The sequence below is a fragment of the Rhodococcus yunnanensis NBRC 103083 genome (assembly GCF_001895005.1).
GTDB lineage: Bacteria > Actinomycetota > Actinomycetes > Mycobacteriales > Mycobacteriaceae > Rhodococcoides > Rhodococcoides yunnanense.
In genome coordinates this window covers 55,602-74,282 of sequence record NZ_BCXH01000003.1, presented here as the reverse complement: position 1 = coordinate 74,282, position 18,681 = coordinate 55,602, and the positions used below count along the sequence as shown (strand labels likewise).

At 64.8% G+C, this 18,681-nt stretch carries 19 protein-coding genes; 13 read left to right on the top strand and 6 right to left on the bottom strand.

Annotated features, from left to right (window positions below):
* Nucleotide 1: 1 nt before the first annotated feature.
* Genes RY1_RS06725 through lpdA form a run of 3 tightly spaced genes read left to right on the top strand, consistent with a single transcriptional unit; the run spans nt 2 to nt 3,707 of the window.
* Nucleotides 2-1,006 (top strand): alpha-ketoacid dehydrogenase subunit beta, encoded by a 1,005-nt coding sequence (locus RY1_RS06725; RefSeq protein WP_072802778.1) that lies wholly within the window; start codon nt 2-4, stop codon nt 1,004-1,006.
* Nucleotides 1,003-2,343, top strand: a complete 1,341-nt coding sequence (locus RY1_RS06720) for a dihydrolipoamide acetyltransferase family protein (RefSeq protein ID WP_072802777.1) — start codon at nt 1,003-1,005, stop codon at nt 2,341-2,343. The genes RY1_RS06725 and RY1_RS06720 overlap by 4 nt, the downstream gene beginning before the upstream one ends.
* Nucleotides 2,340-3,707: a dihydrolipoyl dehydrogenase gene (lpdA, locus tag RY1_RS06715; RefSeq protein WP_072802776.1), complete on the top strand. Its 1,368-nt coding sequence runs from the start codon at nt 2,340-2,342 to the stop codon at nt 3,705-3,707. Before RY1_RS06720 ends, lpdA begins: the two co-directional genes overlap by 4 nt.
* A 9-nt stretch (nt 3,708-3,716) precedes the next feature.
* Here lpdA and paaI read toward each other — a convergent pair whose 3' ends face one another.
* The 4 genes from paaI to RY1_RS06695 all read right to left on the bottom strand — a co-directional run bounded on the left by paaI (nt 3,717) and on the right by RY1_RS06695 (nt 7,125).
* Nucleotides 3,717-4,085 (bottom strand): hydroxyphenylacetyl-CoA thioesterase PaaI, encoded by a 369-nt coding sequence (paaI, locus tag RY1_RS06710; protein WP_072802775.1) that lies wholly within the window; start codon nt 4,083-4,085, stop codon nt 3,717-3,719.
* Nucleotide 4,086: 1 nt separating this feature from the next.
* Nucleotides 4,087-4,416 (bottom strand): EthD family reductase, encoded by a 330-nt coding sequence (locus RY1_RS06705; protein WP_072802774.1) that lies wholly within the window; start codon nt 4,414-4,416, stop codon nt 4,087-4,089.
* A complete protein-coding gene (gene paaZ / locus RY1_RS06700) occupies nt 4,413-6,440 on the bottom strand; it encodes a phenylacetic acid degradation bifunctional protein PaaZ (protein ID WP_072802773.1) in 2,028 nt (675 codons plus the stop codon). The genes RY1_RS06705 and paaZ overlap by 4 nt, the downstream gene beginning before the upstream one ends.
* A gap of 76 nt (nt 6,441-6,516) precedes the next feature.
* The gene (locus RY1_RS06695; RefSeq protein ID WP_072803052.1) at nt 6,517-7,125 is read right to left on the bottom strand and encodes a TetR/AcrR family transcriptional regulator; all 609 of its coding nucleotides are present in this window, start codon (nt 7,123-7,125) and stop codon (nt 6,517-6,519) included.
* 200 nt (nt 7,126-7,325) lie between these two features.
* Between RY1_RS06695 and RY1_RS06690 the strand changes: the two genes are divergently transcribed.
* The 10 genes from RY1_RS06690 (at nt 7,326) to RY1_RS06645 (ending at nt 15,860) form a co-directional block, all read left to right on the top strand.
* Nucleotides 7,326-8,045, top strand: a complete 720-nt coding sequence (locus tag RY1_RS06690; RefSeq protein ID WP_072802772.1) for an enoyl-CoA hydratase/isomerase family protein — start codon at nt 7,326-7,328, stop codon at nt 8,043-8,045.
* Between the two features lie 17 nt (nt 8,046-8,062).
* Nucleotides 8,063-8,914, top strand: coding sequence for a 3-hydroxyacyl-CoA dehydrogenase family protein (locus RY1_RS06685; RefSeq protein WP_139279760.1), 852 nt, complete (start codon nt 8,063-8,065; stop codon nt 8,912-8,914).
* Nucleotides 8,911-9,687 carry an enoyl-CoA hydratase-related protein gene (locus RY1_RS06680; RefSeq protein ID WP_072802771.1) on the top strand — a complete coding sequence of 259 codons (777 nt, stop codon included), beginning with the start codon at nt 8,911-8,913 and terminating at the stop codon, nt 9,685-9,687. The genes RY1_RS06685 and RY1_RS06680 overlap by 4 nt, the downstream gene beginning before the upstream one ends.
* A gap of 77 nt (nt 9,688-9,764) precedes the next feature.
* Complete coding sequence (gene paaA / locus RY1_RS06675; RefSeq protein ID WP_072802770.1) at nt 9,765-10,724, top strand: 1,2-phenylacetyl-CoA epoxidase subunit PaaA; 960 nt, start codon at nt 9,765-9,767, stop codon at nt 10,722-10,724.
* Nucleotides 10,721-11,083, top strand: coding sequence for a 1,2-phenylacetyl-CoA epoxidase subunit PaaB (paaB, locus tag RY1_RS06670; protein WP_072802769.1), 363 nt, complete (start codon nt 10,721-10,723; stop codon nt 11,081-11,083). Before paaA ends, paaB begins: the two co-directional genes overlap by 4 nt.
* Nucleotides 11,084-11,091: 8 nt before the next feature.
* Nucleotides 11,092-12,024, top strand: a complete 933-nt coding sequence (paaC, locus tag RY1_RS06665; protein WP_072802768.1) for a 1,2-phenylacetyl-CoA epoxidase subunit PaaC — start codon at nt 11,092-11,094, stop codon at nt 12,022-12,024.
* Between the two features lie 41 nt (nt 12,025-12,065).
* Nucleotides 12,066-12,527 carry a 1,2-phenylacetyl-CoA epoxidase subunit PaaD gene (paaD, locus tag RY1_RS06660; protein WP_072803050.1) on the top strand — a complete coding sequence of 154 codons (462 nt, stop codon included), beginning with the start codon at nt 12,066-12,068 and terminating at the stop codon, nt 12,525-12,527.
* Nucleotides 12,527-13,621, top strand: coding sequence for a 1,2-phenylacetyl-CoA epoxidase subunit PaaE (paaE, locus tag RY1_RS06655; RefSeq protein WP_072802767.1), 1,095 nt, complete (start codon nt 12,527-12,529; stop codon nt 13,619-13,621). Before paaD ends, paaE begins: the two co-directional genes overlap by 1 nt.
* Nucleotides 13,622-13,636: 15 nt before the next feature.
* On the top strand, nt 13,637-14,944 hold the full coding sequence (gene paaK, locus RY1_RS06650; protein WP_072802766.1) for a phenylacetate--CoA ligase PaaK: 1,308 nt from the start codon (nt 13,637-13,639) through the stop codon (nt 14,942-14,944).
* Between the two features lie 10 nt (nt 14,945-14,954).
* The gene (locus RY1_RS06645) at nt 14,955-15,860 is read left to right on the top strand and encodes an AraC-like ligand-binding domain-containing protein (protein ID WP_072802765.1); all 906 of its coding nucleotides are present in this window, start codon (nt 14,955-14,957) and stop codon (nt 15,858-15,860) included.
* Nucleotides 15,861-16,057: 197 nt separating this feature from the next.
* On the opposite strand, the gene styD is transcribed toward RY1_RS06645, so the two are convergent.
* Nucleotides 16,058-17,530 carry a phenylacetaldehyde dehydrogenase StyD gene (gene styD / locus RY1_RS06640; protein ID WP_072802764.1) on the bottom strand — a complete coding sequence of 491 codons (1,473 nt, stop codon included), beginning with the start codon at nt 17,528-17,530 and terminating at the stop codon, nt 16,058-16,060.
* Nucleotides 17,531-17,544: 14 nt separating this feature from the next.
* Nucleotides 17,545-18,657, bottom strand: coding sequence for an NDMA-dependent alcohol dehydrogenase (locus RY1_RS06635; RefSeq protein ID WP_072802763.1), 1,113 nt, complete (start codon nt 18,655-18,657; stop codon nt 17,545-17,547).
* Nucleotides 18,658-18,681 lie beyond the last annotated feature (24 nt).

The following is an 18,681-nucleotide window of genomic DNA, read 5'->3' as shown; positions in this document are numbered from 1 at the left end:
CATGACAGTTCTGACCATGGCAGGGGCCCTCAACGCCGCTCTGCGCGACGCTCTCACCGACGACGACAAAGTCGTCGTGTTCGGCGAGGATGTCGGGACACTCGGCGGAGTCTTCCGCGTCACCGACGGTCTGACGCGGGACTTCGGTGAAGACCGATGCTTCGACACCCCGCTCGCCGAATCCGGGATCGTCGGCTTCGCCGTCGGCATGGCGATGTCCGGCTTCAAGCCCGTCGTCGAGATGCAGTTCGACGCGTTCGCATACCCGGCATTCGAGCAGATCGTCTCGCACGTCGCCAAGCTGCGGAACCGCACACGGGGATCGCTCAGCGCCCCGATGGTCATACGCATTCCGTACGCGGGCGGAATCGGCGGCGTGGAGCATCATTGCGATTCCAGCGAGGCCTACTACGCACACACCCCTGGCCTGAAGGTGATCTCGCCATCGACGGTCGCCGACGCATACTCGATGCTGCGCGACGCCATCGCCGACCCGGATCCGGTGATCTTCCTCGAACCGAAGCGGCTCTACTTCTCCAAGGACGACATCGATCCGGTCCGCACCGAGCCCATCGGCACCGCCGTCGTTCGACGTCCAGGCACCGACGTCACCCTGCTCGCCTACGGCCCGTCCGTGTCGGTGGCCGTGCAGGCTGCCGAATTCGCAGCCCAGGACGGCCGAGACGTCGAGGTGGTCGACCTGCGCTCGATCAACCCGTTCGACGAGGAGACCGTGGCACAGTCGGTACGCAAGACCGGCCGATGCGTCGTCGTGCAGGAGGCGCAGGGCTTTGCCGGCGTCGGCGCCGAGATCGCCTCGCGGATCCAGGAGCGTTGCTTCCACTACCTGCATGCACCGGTACTACGCGTCAGCGGGCTCGATATCCCCTACCCCGCACCGAAACTCGAGCACTTCCATCTACCCAGCCCGGACCGCGTGCTCGACGCCATCGACCGCTTGCAGTGGAACGACACTCCTGTACCGGCGAAGGCGGTGTCCGCATGAGCGCGCAGGTATTCATGCTTCCCGACCTCGGCGAGGGACTCACCGAGGCCGACATCGTCGAGTGGAAGGTGAAACCGGGAGACACCGTGACGATCGACCAGGTCGTCGTCGAGGTGGAAACCGCAAAAGCATCCGTCGAGGTGCCGTGTCCGTTCGCAGGCGTCGTCGCCGAGCTGCACGGCGCTGCGGGCACGACCATGGCCGTCGGGACGCCGTTGATCACCATCGACGGCGGAAGTGACCCCGCCCACGAGCAGTACCGACAGGGAGAGCGGGAGCGGAGCCTGCGGAGTGACCAGGGAGAGCGGGAGCGGAGCCTGCGGAGTGACCAGGGAGAGCGGGAGCGGAGCCTGCGGAGTGACCAGGACGATCAGGCCGGTTCGGGAAATGTGCTGATCGGTTACGGGACCGGACACGGGCCTGCCACGCGCAGGCGTCGTCGGGCTGCAGTGCCCGAATCACCTGCCGTTGCATCGACGCCGTCGAAGAACTCTCAACCGAAGGTGTTGTCTCCCATCGTGCGCAGGCTCGCGCTGGACGGCGGGCTCGACCTCGACGACATCGCCACCGAGGGCATCGATGGTGTCGTCACCCGCGCGGACGTCGAGCGCGCACTGTCCGCGCCGGCGCCCTCACGAGTGGGAGTCACCCGAATCCCGATCACGGGAATTCGACAGCTCATCGGCGACAGGATGTCTCGAAGCCGATCCGAGATCCCGGAGGCGACGACGTGGGTCGACGTCGACGCGACGGCACTGCTGCAGGCGCGTCGCGACCTGGACGCATCGCTCGACGGGGTGACAGTCTCGCTGCTGGCGGTACTGGCAAGCCTCACCATGACGGCGCTGGCGAAGTTCCCCGAACTCAACAGCACGGTCGACACGGAAGCGGGCGAGATCCTGCGCTACACCGACGTTCACCTCGGCATCGCGGCGCAGACCGATCGCGGGCTGATGGTTCCTGTTCTCGCCCAGGCGAACAAGGCAGATCTACGTGAGCTCTCGGAACGACTGCTCGAAACCACCGAACTGGCCCGGGCCGGTTCGCTGCCGCCTGCCCGGCTGACCGGCGGAACGTTCACGCTCAACAACTACGGAGTCTTCGGAGTCGACGGGTCTGCAGCGATCATCAACCACCCCGAGGCGGCGATCCTCGGCATCGGCCGCATCATCGACAGGCCATGGGTCGTCGGCGGTGCACTCGCGGTCCGCAAGGTCACTTCGCTGTCTCTTACGTTCGACCACCGCGTGTGCGACGGCGGTGTCGCGGGCGGATTCCTGCGCACCGTAGCCGATTACGTCGAGAACCCGGTACTCGCTCTGGGCGGCAATCGATGAGCGAGGTCGACGTCGTGATCCTGGGCGGCGGGTCCGGTGGGTACTCCTGCGCCATCAGGGCCGCGCAACTGGGGCTGTCGGTGGTGATCGTCGAGGAGGACAAACTCGGCGGCACATGCCTTCATCGCGGCTGCATTCCGACGAAGGCTCTGCTGCACACCGCCGAGATCGCCGACGCCGTGCGTGGCGCGGGTGCCGTCGGGGTCGGTGCAACGTTCTCCGGCGTCGACATCCCGGCGGCGCTGGCCTACAAGCAACGCGTCGTGGACGTGCTCTACGCAGGCTTGCAGGGTCTGCTGAAGCAGCCAGGGATCGAGATCGTCCACGGACGAGGCCATCTCGTGGGCCCGAAGACGGTGGAGGTCGACGGCCGAGCACTCACCGGACGATCGCTCGTGCTCGCGACAGGCTCGTACTCGCGCACTATCCCTGGCATCGAGATCGCCGATCGTGTGATCACCAGCGATACCGCCCTCACGCTCGATCGTGTTCCCGAATCCGTGGTGGTACTCGGTGGTGGCGTCATCGGAATCGAATTCGCCAGCATCTGGACCTCGTTCGGGTCGAAGGTCACCGTCGTCGAAGCGCTCGATCGCATCGTGCCCGGCGAGGACGAATGGGCGTCGAAGCAGCTCACTCGCGCGCTGAAGAAGCGTGGAATCGATATTCGGGTCGGTACCACGGTGGAGGCGGTCGCTCCGTCGGATTCCGATGTCACCGTCTCGTTGTCCAACGGCGACACCCTCGTCGCCGACGTCGTGCTCGTGGCCGCCGGCCGAGGTCCTCGTACCGAGGGTCTCGGATTGAGCGAGATCGGCGTCGCGACCGACCGCGGCTTCGTGGCAGTCGACGACAACCTGACCACCACCGTTCCCGGCGTATACGCAGTCGGCGACATCGTCGCTGGATATCAGCTGGCACACAGAGGTTTTCAGCACGGCATCTTCGTCGCCGAGCTCATCGCCGGGCGGCAACCGATCAGAATCGACGGGGCCGCGATCCCCCGAGTCACCTATTCGCACCCCGAGGTTGCGTCGGTCGGCCTCACCGAGCACGCCGCCGAGGAGAAACACGGAACCGTCACGTCGCTGGTCTACGACCTGGGAGGGAACGGAAAGAGCCGAATCCTCGGCACTGCAGGGGGTGTCAAGGTCATCAGGGCCGGTACCGACGGCCCGATAGTCGGAGTTCACATCGTCGGCGATCGAGCCGGTGAGCTGATAGGTGAAGCGCAACTCGCGGTGGCGTGGGAGGCGTTACCGTCGGAGATCGGCGCCTTCGTGCACGCTCACCCCACCCAGAACGAAGCTCTCGGTGAGGCGATGATGGCGCTGTCCGGGAGTCCACTGCATCGCCATTCGTGACTGGTCCTGCTATCGACCGATGGTTCGACTGTCTCCGCGGAATTCGGCGACCGCGGCGCCGTCGCAGCCGACCGAGACGTCGTAGATCCCATTCCTGCCGAATCGAGCTCGCTCGACTGCTTCGGCGACGAGTACATCGCCTGCCTTGGTCGGACGCAGGAACCTGATGTCGCAGCGCGCAGCGACGGTCGCGTCGGCACCGCTGTTGCACGCCATGGCGAAGGCAGTGTCCGCGAGAAGGAAGACGTAACCGCCGTGCGTGATCGCATGGCCGTTGACCATGCTGTCGGTGATCGTCATCGACATCTTGGCGTATCCCTCGGCCAACTCGATCAATTCGATCCCGAGATTCTTCGATGCCACATCCCGTTCGAACATCTCACGCGCGATCAACGCTGCCCCCGACGCGCACTTCCTCCTGCGTGAACATCGTGACCCCGCCGGTGGCGAAGTTGCGTAGATCCTTGCCCGCGGCCTTCATCTCGGGCGAGGACAGACCGGCCTTCAGCGAGTCCTCGTCGGCGAAGTACAGATTCGCGATTGCGTAGTACGGCGGCTCGGAGCCGTCCATGGAAGTGACTTTCCCCCAGGTGAACTCGGTCAGACCTGGCACCACCGCGGCCAACGGAACATGCACCGAGGTGTAGTACTCGTCGAATGCCGCCTGATCATCGGGCTTGCCGTAACACACGGCCACTCGGAACGTCATTTCGCTTCCTCCGGCTTCGCGACGAGCGTCAGCACGTCGTAGGTGGCGACGGGATCGCCTTCTTGGTTGACGACGACTGCGTCCCAGCGCACTTCGCCGTAGTCGGCGCTCTGCCGGGGAGTGATGAGCTTGGCGGTGAGCGTCACCGTCAGTGAATCCTCGGCCTTGACCGGTGTCAGGAATCGAAGGTCGTCGACACCGAAGTTCGCGAGTACCGGGCCCGGCGCGGGGTCGACGAACAGCCCGGCCGCGAGCGAGACGACGAGGTATCCGTGCGCGACGATGCCACCGAACAGCGGATTGGCTGCTGCCGCTTCCGGATCGGTGTGTGCGTAGAACGTGTCACCGGTGAACTCGGCGAAGTGGTCGATATCTGTCCTGGTGACCTGACGGGGTCCGCCGACGATGGTGTCGCCGAGCTTCAGCTCGCCCAGGTCCTTGCGGAACGGGTGCTTCTCGCCCGTGATCCGGGCCGAACCCGTCACCCATGTGTTGCCCACCGCGGTGAGGACATCGGGTGTTCCCTGAATTGCGGTGCGCTGCATGTGATGCAGTACCCCGCGCATCCCACCCAGCTCTTCGCCGCCACCTGCGCGGCCCGGGCCACCATGCACCAGAACGGGAAGCGGAGAACCGTGGCCGGTGGATTCGCGGGCGTCTTCGCTGTTCAATACCAGGATGCGTCCGTGGTACGGCGCCGATCCGAGCACGATCTCGCGTGCGATCGCGGAATCCTTGGTCACCAGCGATGCCACGAGCGAACCCTTGCCCCGTGCGACGAGGGCGAGCAGATCGGCGGTGTCGTCGTAGCCGATCACCGTCGAGACGGGTCCGAACGCTTCGATCTCGTGCGGTTCGGGCGCGGTCTTGTCTCCCGCTTTCAGCAGCACCGGAGCCATGAATGCGCCCGGGCGCGGGTCGACGGCGTCGGGATCGCCGAACACGACCGACGCGGACTTCGTCAGTCCACGAATGGATTTGAAAACCTCGTCGCGCTGATCGATGCTGGCGAGCGCGCCCATCGTGACACCCTCGTCGCGGGGATCTCCGACGACGACCTTCTCCAGCCGAGCCGTCAAGGCCTCGACGACGTCGTCCACCGATGACTCCGGCACCAGCACTCGTCGGATGGCCGTGCACTTCTGGCCTGCCTTGACCGTCATCTCGGTGAAGACGCCCTTGACGAAGAGATCGAACTCGGGATCCTCGCGCGTCACGTCGGAACCGAGGATGGATGCATTGAGCGAATCTGCCTCGGCGGTGAAGTGCACACCTTCTCCGGTCACGTTCGGGTGTGAACGCAGGGATGCCGCGGTATCGGCAGAGCCGGTGAAGGCCACCGAATCCTGTCCACCGAGATGGTCGATGATGCCGCGGGCGCTGCCGCAGAGCAGTTGGACCGATCCTTCGGGGAGTATGCCGCTTTCGATGATCCGGCGGAAGACCAGTTCCGTGAGGTACGCAGACTGGCTCGCCGGCTTGACGATCGACGGGACGCCCGCGATGAATGCGGGAGCGAGCTTCTCGAGGAAGCCCCACACCGGAAAGTTGAACGCGTTGATCTGAACGGCGACCCCGCGCCGCGAGGTGTAGATGTGCTGGCCGAGGAAGGTGCCCCTCTTGCCGAGCTGTTCGATCGCGCCGTCGAGATACACCGTGTCGTTGGGGAGTTCGCGTCTGGCCTTGCTCGCGTAGCTGAGCACGGTGCCGAACCCGCCGTCGATGTCGACGCCCGAATCGCGCTTCGTCGCGCCGGTCAGCGTGGAGACCTCGTAGAACTCGTCCTTGCCCGCCATGAGTGTCAGTCCGAGTTGCTTGAGGAGCCCGGCGCGCTCGTGGAACGTCGATGCGGCGAGTGCTGGTCCGCCGACGGTGCGGGCGTAGTCGATCATGCCTGCGACGTCGAGACCGGTCGACGAGATCCGGGCGACTTCGCTGCCGTCGATCGCGCTGAGCAACGGGGTTCCCTCGTCGTTCGCGGCGAGCCATCGTCCTTGGGCGTAGCTTTCCAACAGTCTGCTCACAGCATCTCCATCTCACCGTACGTTCGGTCGGTAATTACCATCGCGCGGTTGCCTCGGGATGTCAAGGAAGTCGGTTCTACCGCCGCAGACCGTCGAAGGTCAGCGCCACCACGGCGTCGGCGAGGTCGACAGCCGAACCACCGGTTCGGGGCCGGTACCACTCGATCAGCGAGTTGACGGTGCCGAACAGCAACCTCGAGACCAGCGCCGGATCGATGTCGGCGCGCAGATCGCCCTCGTCGGCAGCGGCGACGACCAGATCGGAGACGAACGCGTCGAACTCTCGGCGCCGGGTCAGCGCTCGCCGCTCGACGTCGGTGTTACCGCGCACCCGCAGCAACAGCGTGACGTAGGGCAGCTCGGCGACGAGGATCTCCACGCTGCGACGGACCAGATATTCGAGCCGATCGATGTACCGACCCTCGGTGGTCTTCTCCTCGGTGGTGACCGCGAACAGCGCGTTGAGTGCGCGCGCGAGCGCCAGCTCCAGCAGTTCGGACTTACCTGCCACATGGTGATAGATCGAGGACTTCGTGATGCCGAGACGCTTGGCCAGCACCTCCATCGACGTGCCGTCGTAACCCTTGTCGTTGAACACCTTCACGGCAACGGCAAGCAACGAGTCGAGGTCGTATCCCGGCCGTCCAGGCAGACCGGTTCTGCGTGGGGCACGTGCGGTTGTCATGCGCTCATCTTCCCAGGCGCGACGCAATTCCACAGCACGGTGGGCACTCACGCTTGCGCAACGACCGAATGTTCGGTTATTAATGAAAGGGGTTACCCGGCGAAGGAGCAAACAGTGGGCGAATTTCTTCTGGTGTCACGCGGACTGGCGACGCTGTGCGTGGGCGTCGGGCAGGGCGTGTCGATGTCGATCGAGGCACTGTGAAGACCATCGCCGTAGAGGAACTCTCCGGCCGTGTGGTCGTCACCCTCGATCGGGAGGCGCAACGCAACGCCATCGACGCGGAGATGATCGCCGAACTGCACCAGGTGTGCGGGATCGTCGAAGCGGATCCTCGGTTGCTGATACTCACCGGCAAGGGCGAGCATTTCGCCGGCGGCGCCGACATCAACCAGCTCCGCGTGCGAACCCGTGACGACGCACTGCGCGGCATCAACCGCAACCTCTTCGACCGCATCGCGGCTCTGCCGTTGCCGACCATCGCCGCCATCAAGGGATACGCGCTCGGCGGAGGTGCCGAGCTGTCGTACGCGTGCGATATCCGAATCGGCTCGTCGACTGCCGTGTTCGGTAACCCCGAGCCCGGGCTCGGAATCATGGCCGCTGCGGGCGCGAGCTACCGGCTGCCGGAGTTGGTCGGGGTGTCCGTCGCCAAGCAGGTTCTTCTCGGCGGCCGCACGCTCGACGCGGAGACCGCGCTGCGCACCGGACTCGTCATGGAGGTCGTCGATGATCCCCTGGCCTCGGCGCACGCTCTCGCCGACCGCATCGCCCGCCAGGCACCCCTCGCGTTGAAGCTGACCAAGAAGATCCTCGACGCACCGGGCTCGCACCCGTGGGCCGACGACATCGCCCAAGCCGTCCTCTTCGAGACCGAGGACAAACAACGCCGCATGACGGCATTTCTGGAGAAACTGTGACATTTCTACGAGAAACGATTGGCATTCCGTCCACGGTCGGCGTCGTCGGCGGCGGCCGAATGGGCGCAGGCATCGCGCAGGTGTTCGCAGCCCTCGGCTCGTCCGTCGTCATTGCCGAAGCCGCAGACCAGGAAGCAGCCCTCGCTCGCGTGTCGACGGGCCTCGATCGAGCACACGAACGCGGCAAGCTGACTGCACCACCGGCTGAGATCCTCGCCCGCGTGTCCACCGTCGCGGGGCCCGCCGATCTGCCGGCCGGGCTCGATCTCGTCGTAGAAGCGGTGCCGGAGATACCGTCGCTGAAGATCGAGGTGCTGGCGCTGATCGACACAGCGGTGTCCGCGTCGACGGTGATCGCGTCCAACACCAGCTCCATCTCGATCGCCGAACTCGGTGCGGCGCTGAGCGATCCGTCGCGCTTCATCGGCATGCACTTCTTCAACCCGGTGCCTGCGTCGACTCTCGTGGAGATCGTGCGCGCTCCCGCCACCTCGCCTGCCGTCACCTCGCAGGTCCGGAACTGGGTCCGTCTACTGGGCAAGACCGAGGTGCTCGTCAACGACTCCCCCGGCTTCGCAACCAGCCGTCTCGGCGTCATGCTCGGCCTGGAGGCCATCCGGATGCTGGAGGAAGGCGTCGCCGACGCCGAATCCATCGACCGAGCAATGGAACTCGGCTACAAGCACCCGATGGGTCCGCTGCGATCGACCGATCTCGTCGGCCTCGATGTCCGATTGGCCATCGCCGAACATCTCGCGTCGACTCTGGGTGATCGTTTCACCCCGCCGCAGTTGTTGCGCGACAAGGTCGCTCGGGGCGAGTTGGGACGCAAGTCAGGCAAGGGATTTCACGACTGGGAGAGCACATGACGGTACGATTCGAGATATCCGACGGCCTCGCGACGATCACTCTGGCACGTCCGCAGGCACATAACGCACTGGACGTGGCAACCAAGGTGGCGTTTCGAAGCGCCGTCGAATCGGCTGCGCAGAAGGATGTTCGGGCGGTACTGATCACCGCCGAGGGCAAGAACTTCTGCGTCGGACAGGACCTCGGTGAGCACGTCGCGGCGCTGGAGGCCGATCCGTCGACTGCCATGGACACCGTCGGCACCCACTACAACCCGCTGATTCGGGCGATAGCGTCTCTCGAGGCACCGGTCGTCGTCGCAATCCCCGGAGCCTGTGTGGGCGCTGGCCTCGGCATCGCGCTGGCAGGAGACATCAGGGTTGCAGGCACCTCCACGTCCTTCGCGACGGCGTTCACCGGCATCGGTCTGGCGAGCGACTCCGGGCTGAGCTACGCCCTGGTCGAAGCCTTGGGAAGCAGCAGAGCCACCGGGCTCATGCTGCTCGGTGACAAAGTCACGGCGGATCAGGCTCTCGATTGGGGTCTGGTGCACCGAGTGGTCGGCGACGACGAGATACAGCAGACCGCCCTCACCATCGCGCGAACGCTCGCCGCCGGACCAACTCAGGCATTCCTGCAGGTGAAATCGCTGGTCGGGGCGTCGGCTGCGGGTTTGTTCGACGCGTTGGACCGCGAGGCGAAGGCTCAGACCGCGCTGGGATCGACCGCGGATCACAAGGCTGCCGTCGACGCGTTCCTCGCGAAACGCAAGCCTGTTTTCACTGGTCGCTGACGAACCCCTCTTGTGCCGGGTTTCGGTTCGGTGCATACTAGTTTTCGACCGATCATTCGGTAATGAAAGTAGGACTCATGACCACGTCAAATACCCTGGAAGTCGACGCACTACAGGAAGATTTCGACGCGACCATCGCCCACGAGCAACGCGTCGAACCCCGCGACTGGATGCCCGACGGCTACCGCAAGACCCTCATTCGCCAGATCGCCCAGCACGCACACTCGGAGATCATCGGTATGCAGCCGGAGGGCAACTGGCTCACGCGCGCTCCGTCGCTGCGCCGCAAGGCGATCCTGATGGCCAAGGTGCAGGACGAGGCCGGGCACGGGCTGTACCTGTACTCGGCTGCGGAAACGCTCGGTGCCGATCGCGCCGACCTGACGAACAAGCTCATCGAAGGCAAGCAGAAGTACTCCTCGATCTTCAACTACCCGACGTTGACGTATGCGGACGTCGGAACCATCGGATGGCTCGTCGACGGCGCCGCCATCTGCAATCAGGTACCGCTGTGCCGAGTCTCGTTCGGACCGTATGCACGCGCGATGATCCGGGTGTGCAAGGAGGAGTCCTTCCACCAACGCCAAGGATACGAGTTGCTCGCGACGATGATGCGCGGCACCGACGCGCAACGCGAGATGGTCCAGGAATCCGTGAACCGTTGGTGGTGGCCGGCTTTGATGATGTTCGGCCCGCCCGACGACGAGTCCCCCAACAGCGAACAGTCCATGAAGTGGGGCATCAAGCGCCACAGCAACGACGAATTACGGCAACGCTTCGTCGACATGTCGATCCCGCAGGCGAAGGCACTGGGAGTGACGTTCCCCGATCCGGATCTGCAGTGGAACGACGAGCGGGGCTCACATGATTTCGGAGAGCCCGACTGGGCCGAGTTCATCCAGGTGGTCAAGGGCAACGGGGCCTCGAACATCGAGCGCATCGCGAACCGTCGTGCAGCCCACGAGGACGGCGCCTGGGTCCGTGACGCGGCAACCGCGTTCGCAGCTCGCCGGACATCGGAAGGGAACGCGTCATGACGGAATACACAGCCGAGGGCGGCCACGGAGCCGTGCCTGTCGACACCGTACCCGTGGAGCCGAAAGCTGCACAGGTCAAGGCGGATTGGCCGCTGTACGAGGTGTTCCTGCGTGGCAAGCGCGGGCTCAACCACGTGCACGTCGGGTCGCTGCACGCAGCCGACGACCACATGGCTCTTCGTCATGCACGCGATGTGTACACACGCCGCAACGAGGGCGTCAGCATCTGGGTCGTGCGGTCCAACTCGATCGTCGCGTCGTCTCCTTCGGAGAAGGATCCGTTCTTCGCACCGAGCGGCGACAAGGTGTACCGGCACCCGACGTTCTACGAGATCCCCGACAACGTTCCCCACATGTGAGGCCTGCTATGACAGATCACGACAACGCCTACGATGGCCTGGTCGACGAGGATGCACACGGGCTGGTTCCCGACGGGCAGTGGGCGTTCGGCACCAGTTTCGACGACCCACTTGCAGGCGTCGACACCACTGTTCCCGATGACGTCGACGGACACGCTCTTGCCGCATACTGCCTCATGCTCGGCGACGATGCGCTGATCAGCTCGCAGCGACTCGCCCAGTGGAGCACGCGCGCACCGGAACTCGAAGAAGAAGTCGCGCTCGCCAACATCGGACTGGACCTGCTGGGTCAAGCGCGGCTACTGCTGGCGCGGGCGGCAGCAGCCGATTCCCAGGTGGTTCCGTACATTTCCGATACGTCACCGGTCCCGTCCGACGACGCCCTTGCCTTCTTCCGATCCGATGCCGAGTTCCGCAACGTCCGCTTGACCGAACTCGACAACGGCGACTTCGCGAAATCTCAAGTGCGCCTGCTGGTCTTCTCGACCTGGCGGTTGGCGATCTTCTCGCGCCTGCGAACCTCACGCGACCCCGTTCTCGCCGCCGTCGCCGACAAGGGCGTCAAAGAACTGACCTACCACCGCGACTACGCGGCACGATGGGTGGTGACGCTCGGCTGTGGAACAGACGAATCGACGCGTCGGGTCAGCGATGCCGTTGCCCGGATCTGGCCGTACGTCGCCGAACTCTTCGTGCCCACCGACGAGGAGATCGCGCTGGCCGGCGTCGGCGTCGCCGTCGATCCACGAGATGTGCGCGAGGAATTCGATTCGGTTCTCACCCAGGTCCTGCACGCGGCAGAATTGCACGCGCCGGAAGGAAAGTCCGTCGGCACCATCGGTGGCCGTGGCGGCAGGCGCGGCATCCACACTGAATTGTTCGGCCCACTGATAGCCGAGATGCAGGTCGTCGCTCGTGCGCATCCGGAGGGAGTCTGGTGACAACACTCGAACTGTCCGCCCGTGAGATCGCCGCGTCGGTGATGGACCCCGAGATGCCTCTGCTCACGCTCGACGACCTCGGTGTGCTGCGGGAGGTCGTGGTCCGCGAAGACGGCAGCGTTCTCGTCACCATCACCCCGACGTACTCCGGTTGCCCGGCGATGGCGACGATGCGCGACGACATCGAACACACGCTACGCGATCACGGCTACACCGATATCGACATCGTCACCAGCCTCAGCCCCGCATGGAGCACCGACTGGATCTCCGAGGAAGGTCTCCGCAAACTCCGCGACACCGGCTACTCGACGCCTGGTCCCGCTCCCGCACGTATCGCCGGGCCGGTGCCGTTGACTTTGACGGTCAAGCCCAGGCAGCTCACATGCCCCCAGTGTGGTTCTGCCAAGACACGATTGACGTCCGAGTTCGGCGCCACACTGTGCAAGGCGCAGTACCGGTGCGACGACTGCCTCGAACCCTTCGACCATGTGAAGGAGATCTGATGACTGTCACGGCCGAACCGGTGACGCCCAACGTCAGAAACAAGCCCTTCCACACCCTGACCGTCGCCGACGTCGAATCCCTCTGCGACGACGCCGTCGCCGTCACCTTCGACGTACCCGAGGATCTCCGGGGCGAATTCGACTTCCGCCCAGGACAATCGCTGATGCTCAGCCGGACCGTGGATGGCGTCGAGCATCGTCGTTCGTACTCCATCTGCGCACCCGCGGGGACGCGCCCACGGGTGGGCGTCCGCGAGGTGACCGACGGCCTGTTCTCGTCGTGGCTCGTCCACGATGTCAAGGCCGGCGACACGATCGACGTCCAGGGGCCGTCGGGAACCTTCCACGCCGATCCCGACGCAGGCGGACGGCACGTCCTGATCGCAGCCGGGTCCGGTATCACGCCGATGCTGTCGATCGCGTCCTCCGTCCTCGCCAACCCTGACGCGGAAGTCGTTCTTCTGTACGGCAATCGGCGCACACGGACGGTGATGTTCGCCGAGGAGATAGCCGACCTCAAGGACCAGTACGGCAGCCGATTCGACGTCATCCATGTGCTCTCACGCGAGCCGCGTGAGGTCGAGCTGTTCAGCGGCAGACTCGACGCCGCCAGGCTGCGGGACATACTCGACTCCGTCGTCGCGACGCCCGACATCGATCACTTCTGGCTGTGCGGGCCGTTCGGAATGGTGACCGATGCGCAAAGAGTTCTCGGTGACCTGGGCGTCGACAAAGCCAGCGTGCATGCCGAACTCTTCTACGTCGACGACGTGCCACCGCCGCAGGAGAAACACCGCGAACCCGGTGTCACCGGTCCCAGCAGCGAGGTCACCATCACCCTCGACGGCCGCAGTGTCACCGGCACACTCCCCCAGGACGAGTCGATTCTCGACTCCGCCGAGCTGCTGCGCTCGGACCTGCCCTTTGCGTGCAAGGGCGGCGTGTGCGGCACCTGCCGCGCCAAGGTGACCTGCGGCGATGTGGACATGCGTCGCAACTACGCACTCGAGGACAACGAGGTCGCCGCGGGCTTCGTGCTGACGTGCCAGACATTCCCCCTCAGCGACACCGTGACCGTCGACTTCGACGCCTAAGACCTGGAGAAAGACGTGACCACTACGCTATCGGCTCCCACCGACACACCCGACATCGAATTCGCCTCACGCGATCGCATCTCCACGCTCCAGCTCGAACGGCTCCAGTGGTCGCTGCAGCACGCCTACGACAACGTGCCGCACTACCGAAAAGCGTTCGACGACGCCGGAGTTCACCCCTCCGACCTCACAGATCTGTCGGATCTCGCGAAGTTCCCGTTCACCGCGAAGAAGGACCTACGCGAGAACTACCCGTTCGGGATGTTCGCGGTGCCGCAGGACAAGGTCTCGCGCATCCATGCGTCGTCGGGAACCACGGGAAGGCCGACCGTCGTCGGCTACACGGCGAACGACATCAGCAACTGGGCCGACCTGATCGCCCGTAGCCTGCGCGCCGGCGGCGTGAAGTCGTCGGACAAGGTGCATGTCGCCTACGGCTACGGCCTGTTCACCGGCGGTCTCGGCGCGCACTACGGCGCAGAACGTTTGGGCTGCACAGTTATTCCGATGTCCGGGGGAATGACCGACCGTCAGATCCAGCTCATCGAGGACTTCGAGCCGGACGCGATCATGGTCACACCGTCGTACATGCTCACGATTGTCGACGCGATGATCAAGAAGGGCATCGATCCCGCGAAGACATCTTTGAAGACCGGAGTCTTCGGTGCCGAGCCGTGGACCGAGCAGATGCGCAAGGAGATCGAGAAGACTCTCGACATGGATGCCGTCGACATCTACGGGCTGTCGGAGGTCATGGGACCGGGCGTCGCGATGGAATGCGTCGAAACCAAGGACGGGCTGCACATCTGGGAGGATCATTTCTACCCGGAGGTCATCGACCCGGTGACCGGCGAGGTACTTCCCGACGGTGAGGAGGGTGAGTTGGTCTTCACGTCGCTGTCCAAAGAGGCGATGCCGATCATCCGCTACCGCACCCGCGACCTCACGCGCCTGCTGCCGGGCACCGCCCGCACGATGCGCCGAATGCAGAAGGTCACCGGCCGCACCGACGACATGATCATCCTGCGCGGGGTCAACCTGTTCCCGACACAGATCGAGGAGCTGATCCTGACGGTTCCTGCCCTCGCCCCGCAGTTCCAGTGCGTGCTCGCCCGAGCGGGCCGCATGGATTCGCTGACGGTCCTCGTCGAAGCTCGTCCGGACGCTGGTTCCGAGGTCCATCCGGTGGCGGCCGCGACGCTGAAGAAGCTGGTCAAGGACCGCATCGGTGTGAGTGTCCAGGTCGACGTCGTTGCACCCGCTGCCCTGGAGCGTTCCATCGGCAAAGCTCGACGCCTGATCGACAATCGCCCGCAGGCCTGAGGTGAGCTGATTGCAGTTCGAACGGTGGCGTGAGGAGGTGTCCGCGGCATTCGTGCCGCTCGACGCCTCCTCTTCGGCGCCCGACAGCTTCTTCGACGGCGGGTTGAGATCCGGCTCGGTGGGGTCCTTGCACATCAGCGAGGTGTCCGGCCATTGCGTCGATGTCCGTAGGACCCCTGCGGTGATCCGTCGGAGCGACCCGGGACTGGTGAAGGTCGGTGTGCAGCTCCGCGGGCGCGGCGTCGTCGTACAGCGTGAACGCGAGGCGGTGCTCGAGCCGGGCGATTTCGCCGTTTACGACACCAGCGAACCGTACGCCCTGCATTTCGACGGCGAGTTCGCCATGTTCGTCCTCATGTTTCCGCGTGCGGCGCTCAAGCTCCGGCCGAACGACCTGGCGCAGGTGTCCGCACTGCGCATCAAGGGCGACGACGGGGTCGGTGCGCTCGTCTCCCCATTCCTGTCCGGGCTGCGCAAGGGCCTGTCCGACGGCTTGTCGTCGTCATCACCGATGTTCGAGGATGCAGTCCTCGATCTCGTCAGTGCGGCATTGGACGAGCGCGCACCGCACGAGAACCACTCCCCCGGTGCGGTGATTCTGGCAGGGGCGCAGTCGTTCATCGAGAACACTCTGCACGATCCGGGCCTCAACACCTCGATGGTCGCTGCAGCACAGCATATTTCGCCTATTTACCTGCAGAAGTTGTTCGAAGTCGAGGGCGTCGGGGTTGCGGCATGGATCAGGTCCCGCCGGCTCGAGTGTTGCCGGCGTGACCTGGAGGATCCACGCTTGGCACGCGAGAGCATCGGGACCATCTGTGCTCGTTACGGTCTCGTCGACTCGGCCCATTTCTCGCGGGCGTTCAAGGAGGCGTACGGAATGTCGCCTCGAAGTGCCCGACTCGCCGCTTCCTGAGTACCCCCGCCTACCCCCCGCCACGCAAACGCACGTGCATTTGCGTAGGAACTGGGCCCGACCAGCCATCTCCGCCCCCCGCCACGCAAACGCACGTGCATTTGCGTATGAACGGGGCCCGACCAGCCATCTCCGCCCCCCGCGACGCAAACGCACGTGCGTTTGCGTAACGAGGGGGCGTCGGGGAGCGGCGGGGACTACAGAACGATCGTGACGACCTTCTCCTCGGTGTTGGCCTCGATGCCGGCCCAGCCGAGTTCGCGACCCGTACCGCTTGTCTTCATGCCGCCCCACGGGAGCGCGGGATCGATTGCGGCCCAACCATTGACCCACACGGCACCGGAGCGGACCTGCGCCGCAAGTGAGTGCGCCCTGGACACATCGCGCGTCCAGATCGATGCAGCCAGACCGTAATCCGTGGCGTTGGCGATACTGATCGCCTCTTCGGGAGTATCGAACGGAATGACCGTCCCGACGGGACCGAAGATCTCTTCCTGAGCTATCTTCATGTCGTTGTGCGCATCGGCGAAGATGGTAGGCTCCACGAAGAATCCGTCACGATCCGGAGCTCCGCCGCCCGCAGCGACACGTGCACCTCCGTCACGGCCCGCCTGGATGTATCCCAGAACCGAGTCGCGCTGCTTGGCGTTGACCAGCGCACCCATAGTGGTCGCCGGATCGAACGGATCTCCGAGCACCTGCGCCGACGCTGCAGCGGACAGGCCGTCGACCACCTGCGAGTAGAGCGAACGATGCACCAACACACGGGTTCCCGCCGCACACACCTGACCCTGGTTGAAGAACAAGCCCATCGCAGTGCCGTTGATCGCAGCATCCAGGTCGGCGTCCTCGAGAATGATCTGCGGTGACTTTCCGCCGAGCTCCAGCGTGGTTCTCTTGAACGTATCGGCCGCCTTCTGTGCGATGATCCGCCCGACGCGTGGGCTTCCGGTGAAGCTGATCTTGTCGACGTCGGGATGTCCGACGAGCGCGTCGCCGGTCACGTCGCCCAGTCCTGGAACGACATTCACGACGCCAGCAGGCGCCCCGGCCTCGTCGATCAATCGCGCCAGATGCAGGATCGACAACGGCGCGTCCTCCGGCGGCTTCACGACGAGTGTGTTGCCGGCGGCCAAGGCGGGGGCCAACTTCCACGCCGCGATCATCAGCGGGGTGTTCCAGGGGATGATCGCGCCGATGACCCCGACGGGCTCACGCACGGTGTACGAGTGCGTCGGCTGTCCGAAGTAACCCGCAGTCGGGATCGAGCTACCGGTGATCTTGTCTGCCCATCCCGCGAAGTGACGGAAGGTGGCTGCCGCATTGGGGATGTCGAGCATGGCAGGTTGGCCGACCGGCTTGCCGACGTCGTGGGCTTCGAGGCGAGCGAGTAGGTCGCCGTCACGTTCGATGAGATCGGCGATGCGGTTCAACAGCTTTCCGCGCACCGCACCGGGGGTCGAGGCCCACTCGCCGCTCAACTGAGCCCTGGCTGCGCGCACTGCGGCGTCGACGTCCTGTGCAGTCGCGGAGGAGACGTCGACGAGGGGTTGCCCCGTCGTCGGATTCAGGTCGGTGAAGGTGCCACCATCGGACGCGCCCTGCCAGTGTCCGGCAACGAACAGCTGGGTCGCGGTGTCGACGGGAAGGGTCGTGAGTACTGCAGTCATCGAAAGAAGCCTCTCTAGTACAGAATGAGTCCGCGGACGTTCTCGGCGTTGCGCATGGCCTCGTAGCCGTCGTTGACCTGATCGAGTGCGTATGTGCGCGTGATCATCTCGTCGAGTTTGAGCTGACCTTCCATGTAGAGGCGCAGCAGATGCGGGATGTCGAAGCGAATGTTGGCGTTGCCGAACCACGCGCCCTTGAGCGTCTTGCGCATCGCGGTGAGGTCGAACAAGCTGAGCGACACATCGGTCTGTGTGATGTCACCGACCGAAACATTCACGCAAGTACCACCTTTGGCGACGAGACTCATCGCGGGGGCAATGATCGCACCGCTCGCAACGTCGATGGTGATGAGCACCTTGTCGGCCAGCGCTCCCCACGTCAGGTCGGATACCAGCGGCAAGGCCTCGTCGATGCTCGCTGCTGTGTGCGTCGCACCGAAGATCTTGGCCTGCTCCCGTTTGAACGGGGACGGATCGACCACGACGACGTGGCGTGCGCCTGCCAGTGCTGCGCCCTGGACCGCGCCGCAGCCCACGCCGCCCATACCGAGGATGACGACGGTTTCGCCTGCGGAGACCCCGGCGGCATAGACGGCCGATCCCCAGCCGGTGGTGACGCCGCAGCCGACGAGCGCAGCCTTGTCGAGGGGAATGTCGGTGGTGATCTTGACGCACGAGGCTTCGTTGACGACGGTCTGCGGCGCGAACGTGCCGAGCAAGCACTGGATGCCTGCGTCCTGTCCGCGGACGTGGTGCCGTGCGGTGCCGTCGCTGACCTGGTATCCCTCGAGCAGGTGGGCACCGAGGTCGCAAATGCTGGACTGACCGTTCGCGCAGGCCCGGCATCGCCCACATGCCGGGATGAAGCCGAGTGCGACATGATCACCGACCTCGACGGACGTGACGCCAGGACCGATCTCGGTCACGATGCCCGCACCCTCGTGTCCGCCGATGAACGGCAGCAGTCCGACCGGCACACTGCCGTCGCGCACGTGCTCATCGGAGTGGCACAGCCCCGATGCCGCCAACTCGACCTTCACTTCGCCGTACTTCGGGGCGTCGAGAACCAAGTCCTCGATCTTCCAGTCCTGACCGGCTTCCCAGAGAATTGCTGCTTGCAATGTCACGTCTGACCTTCTTTCGGAGTGTGT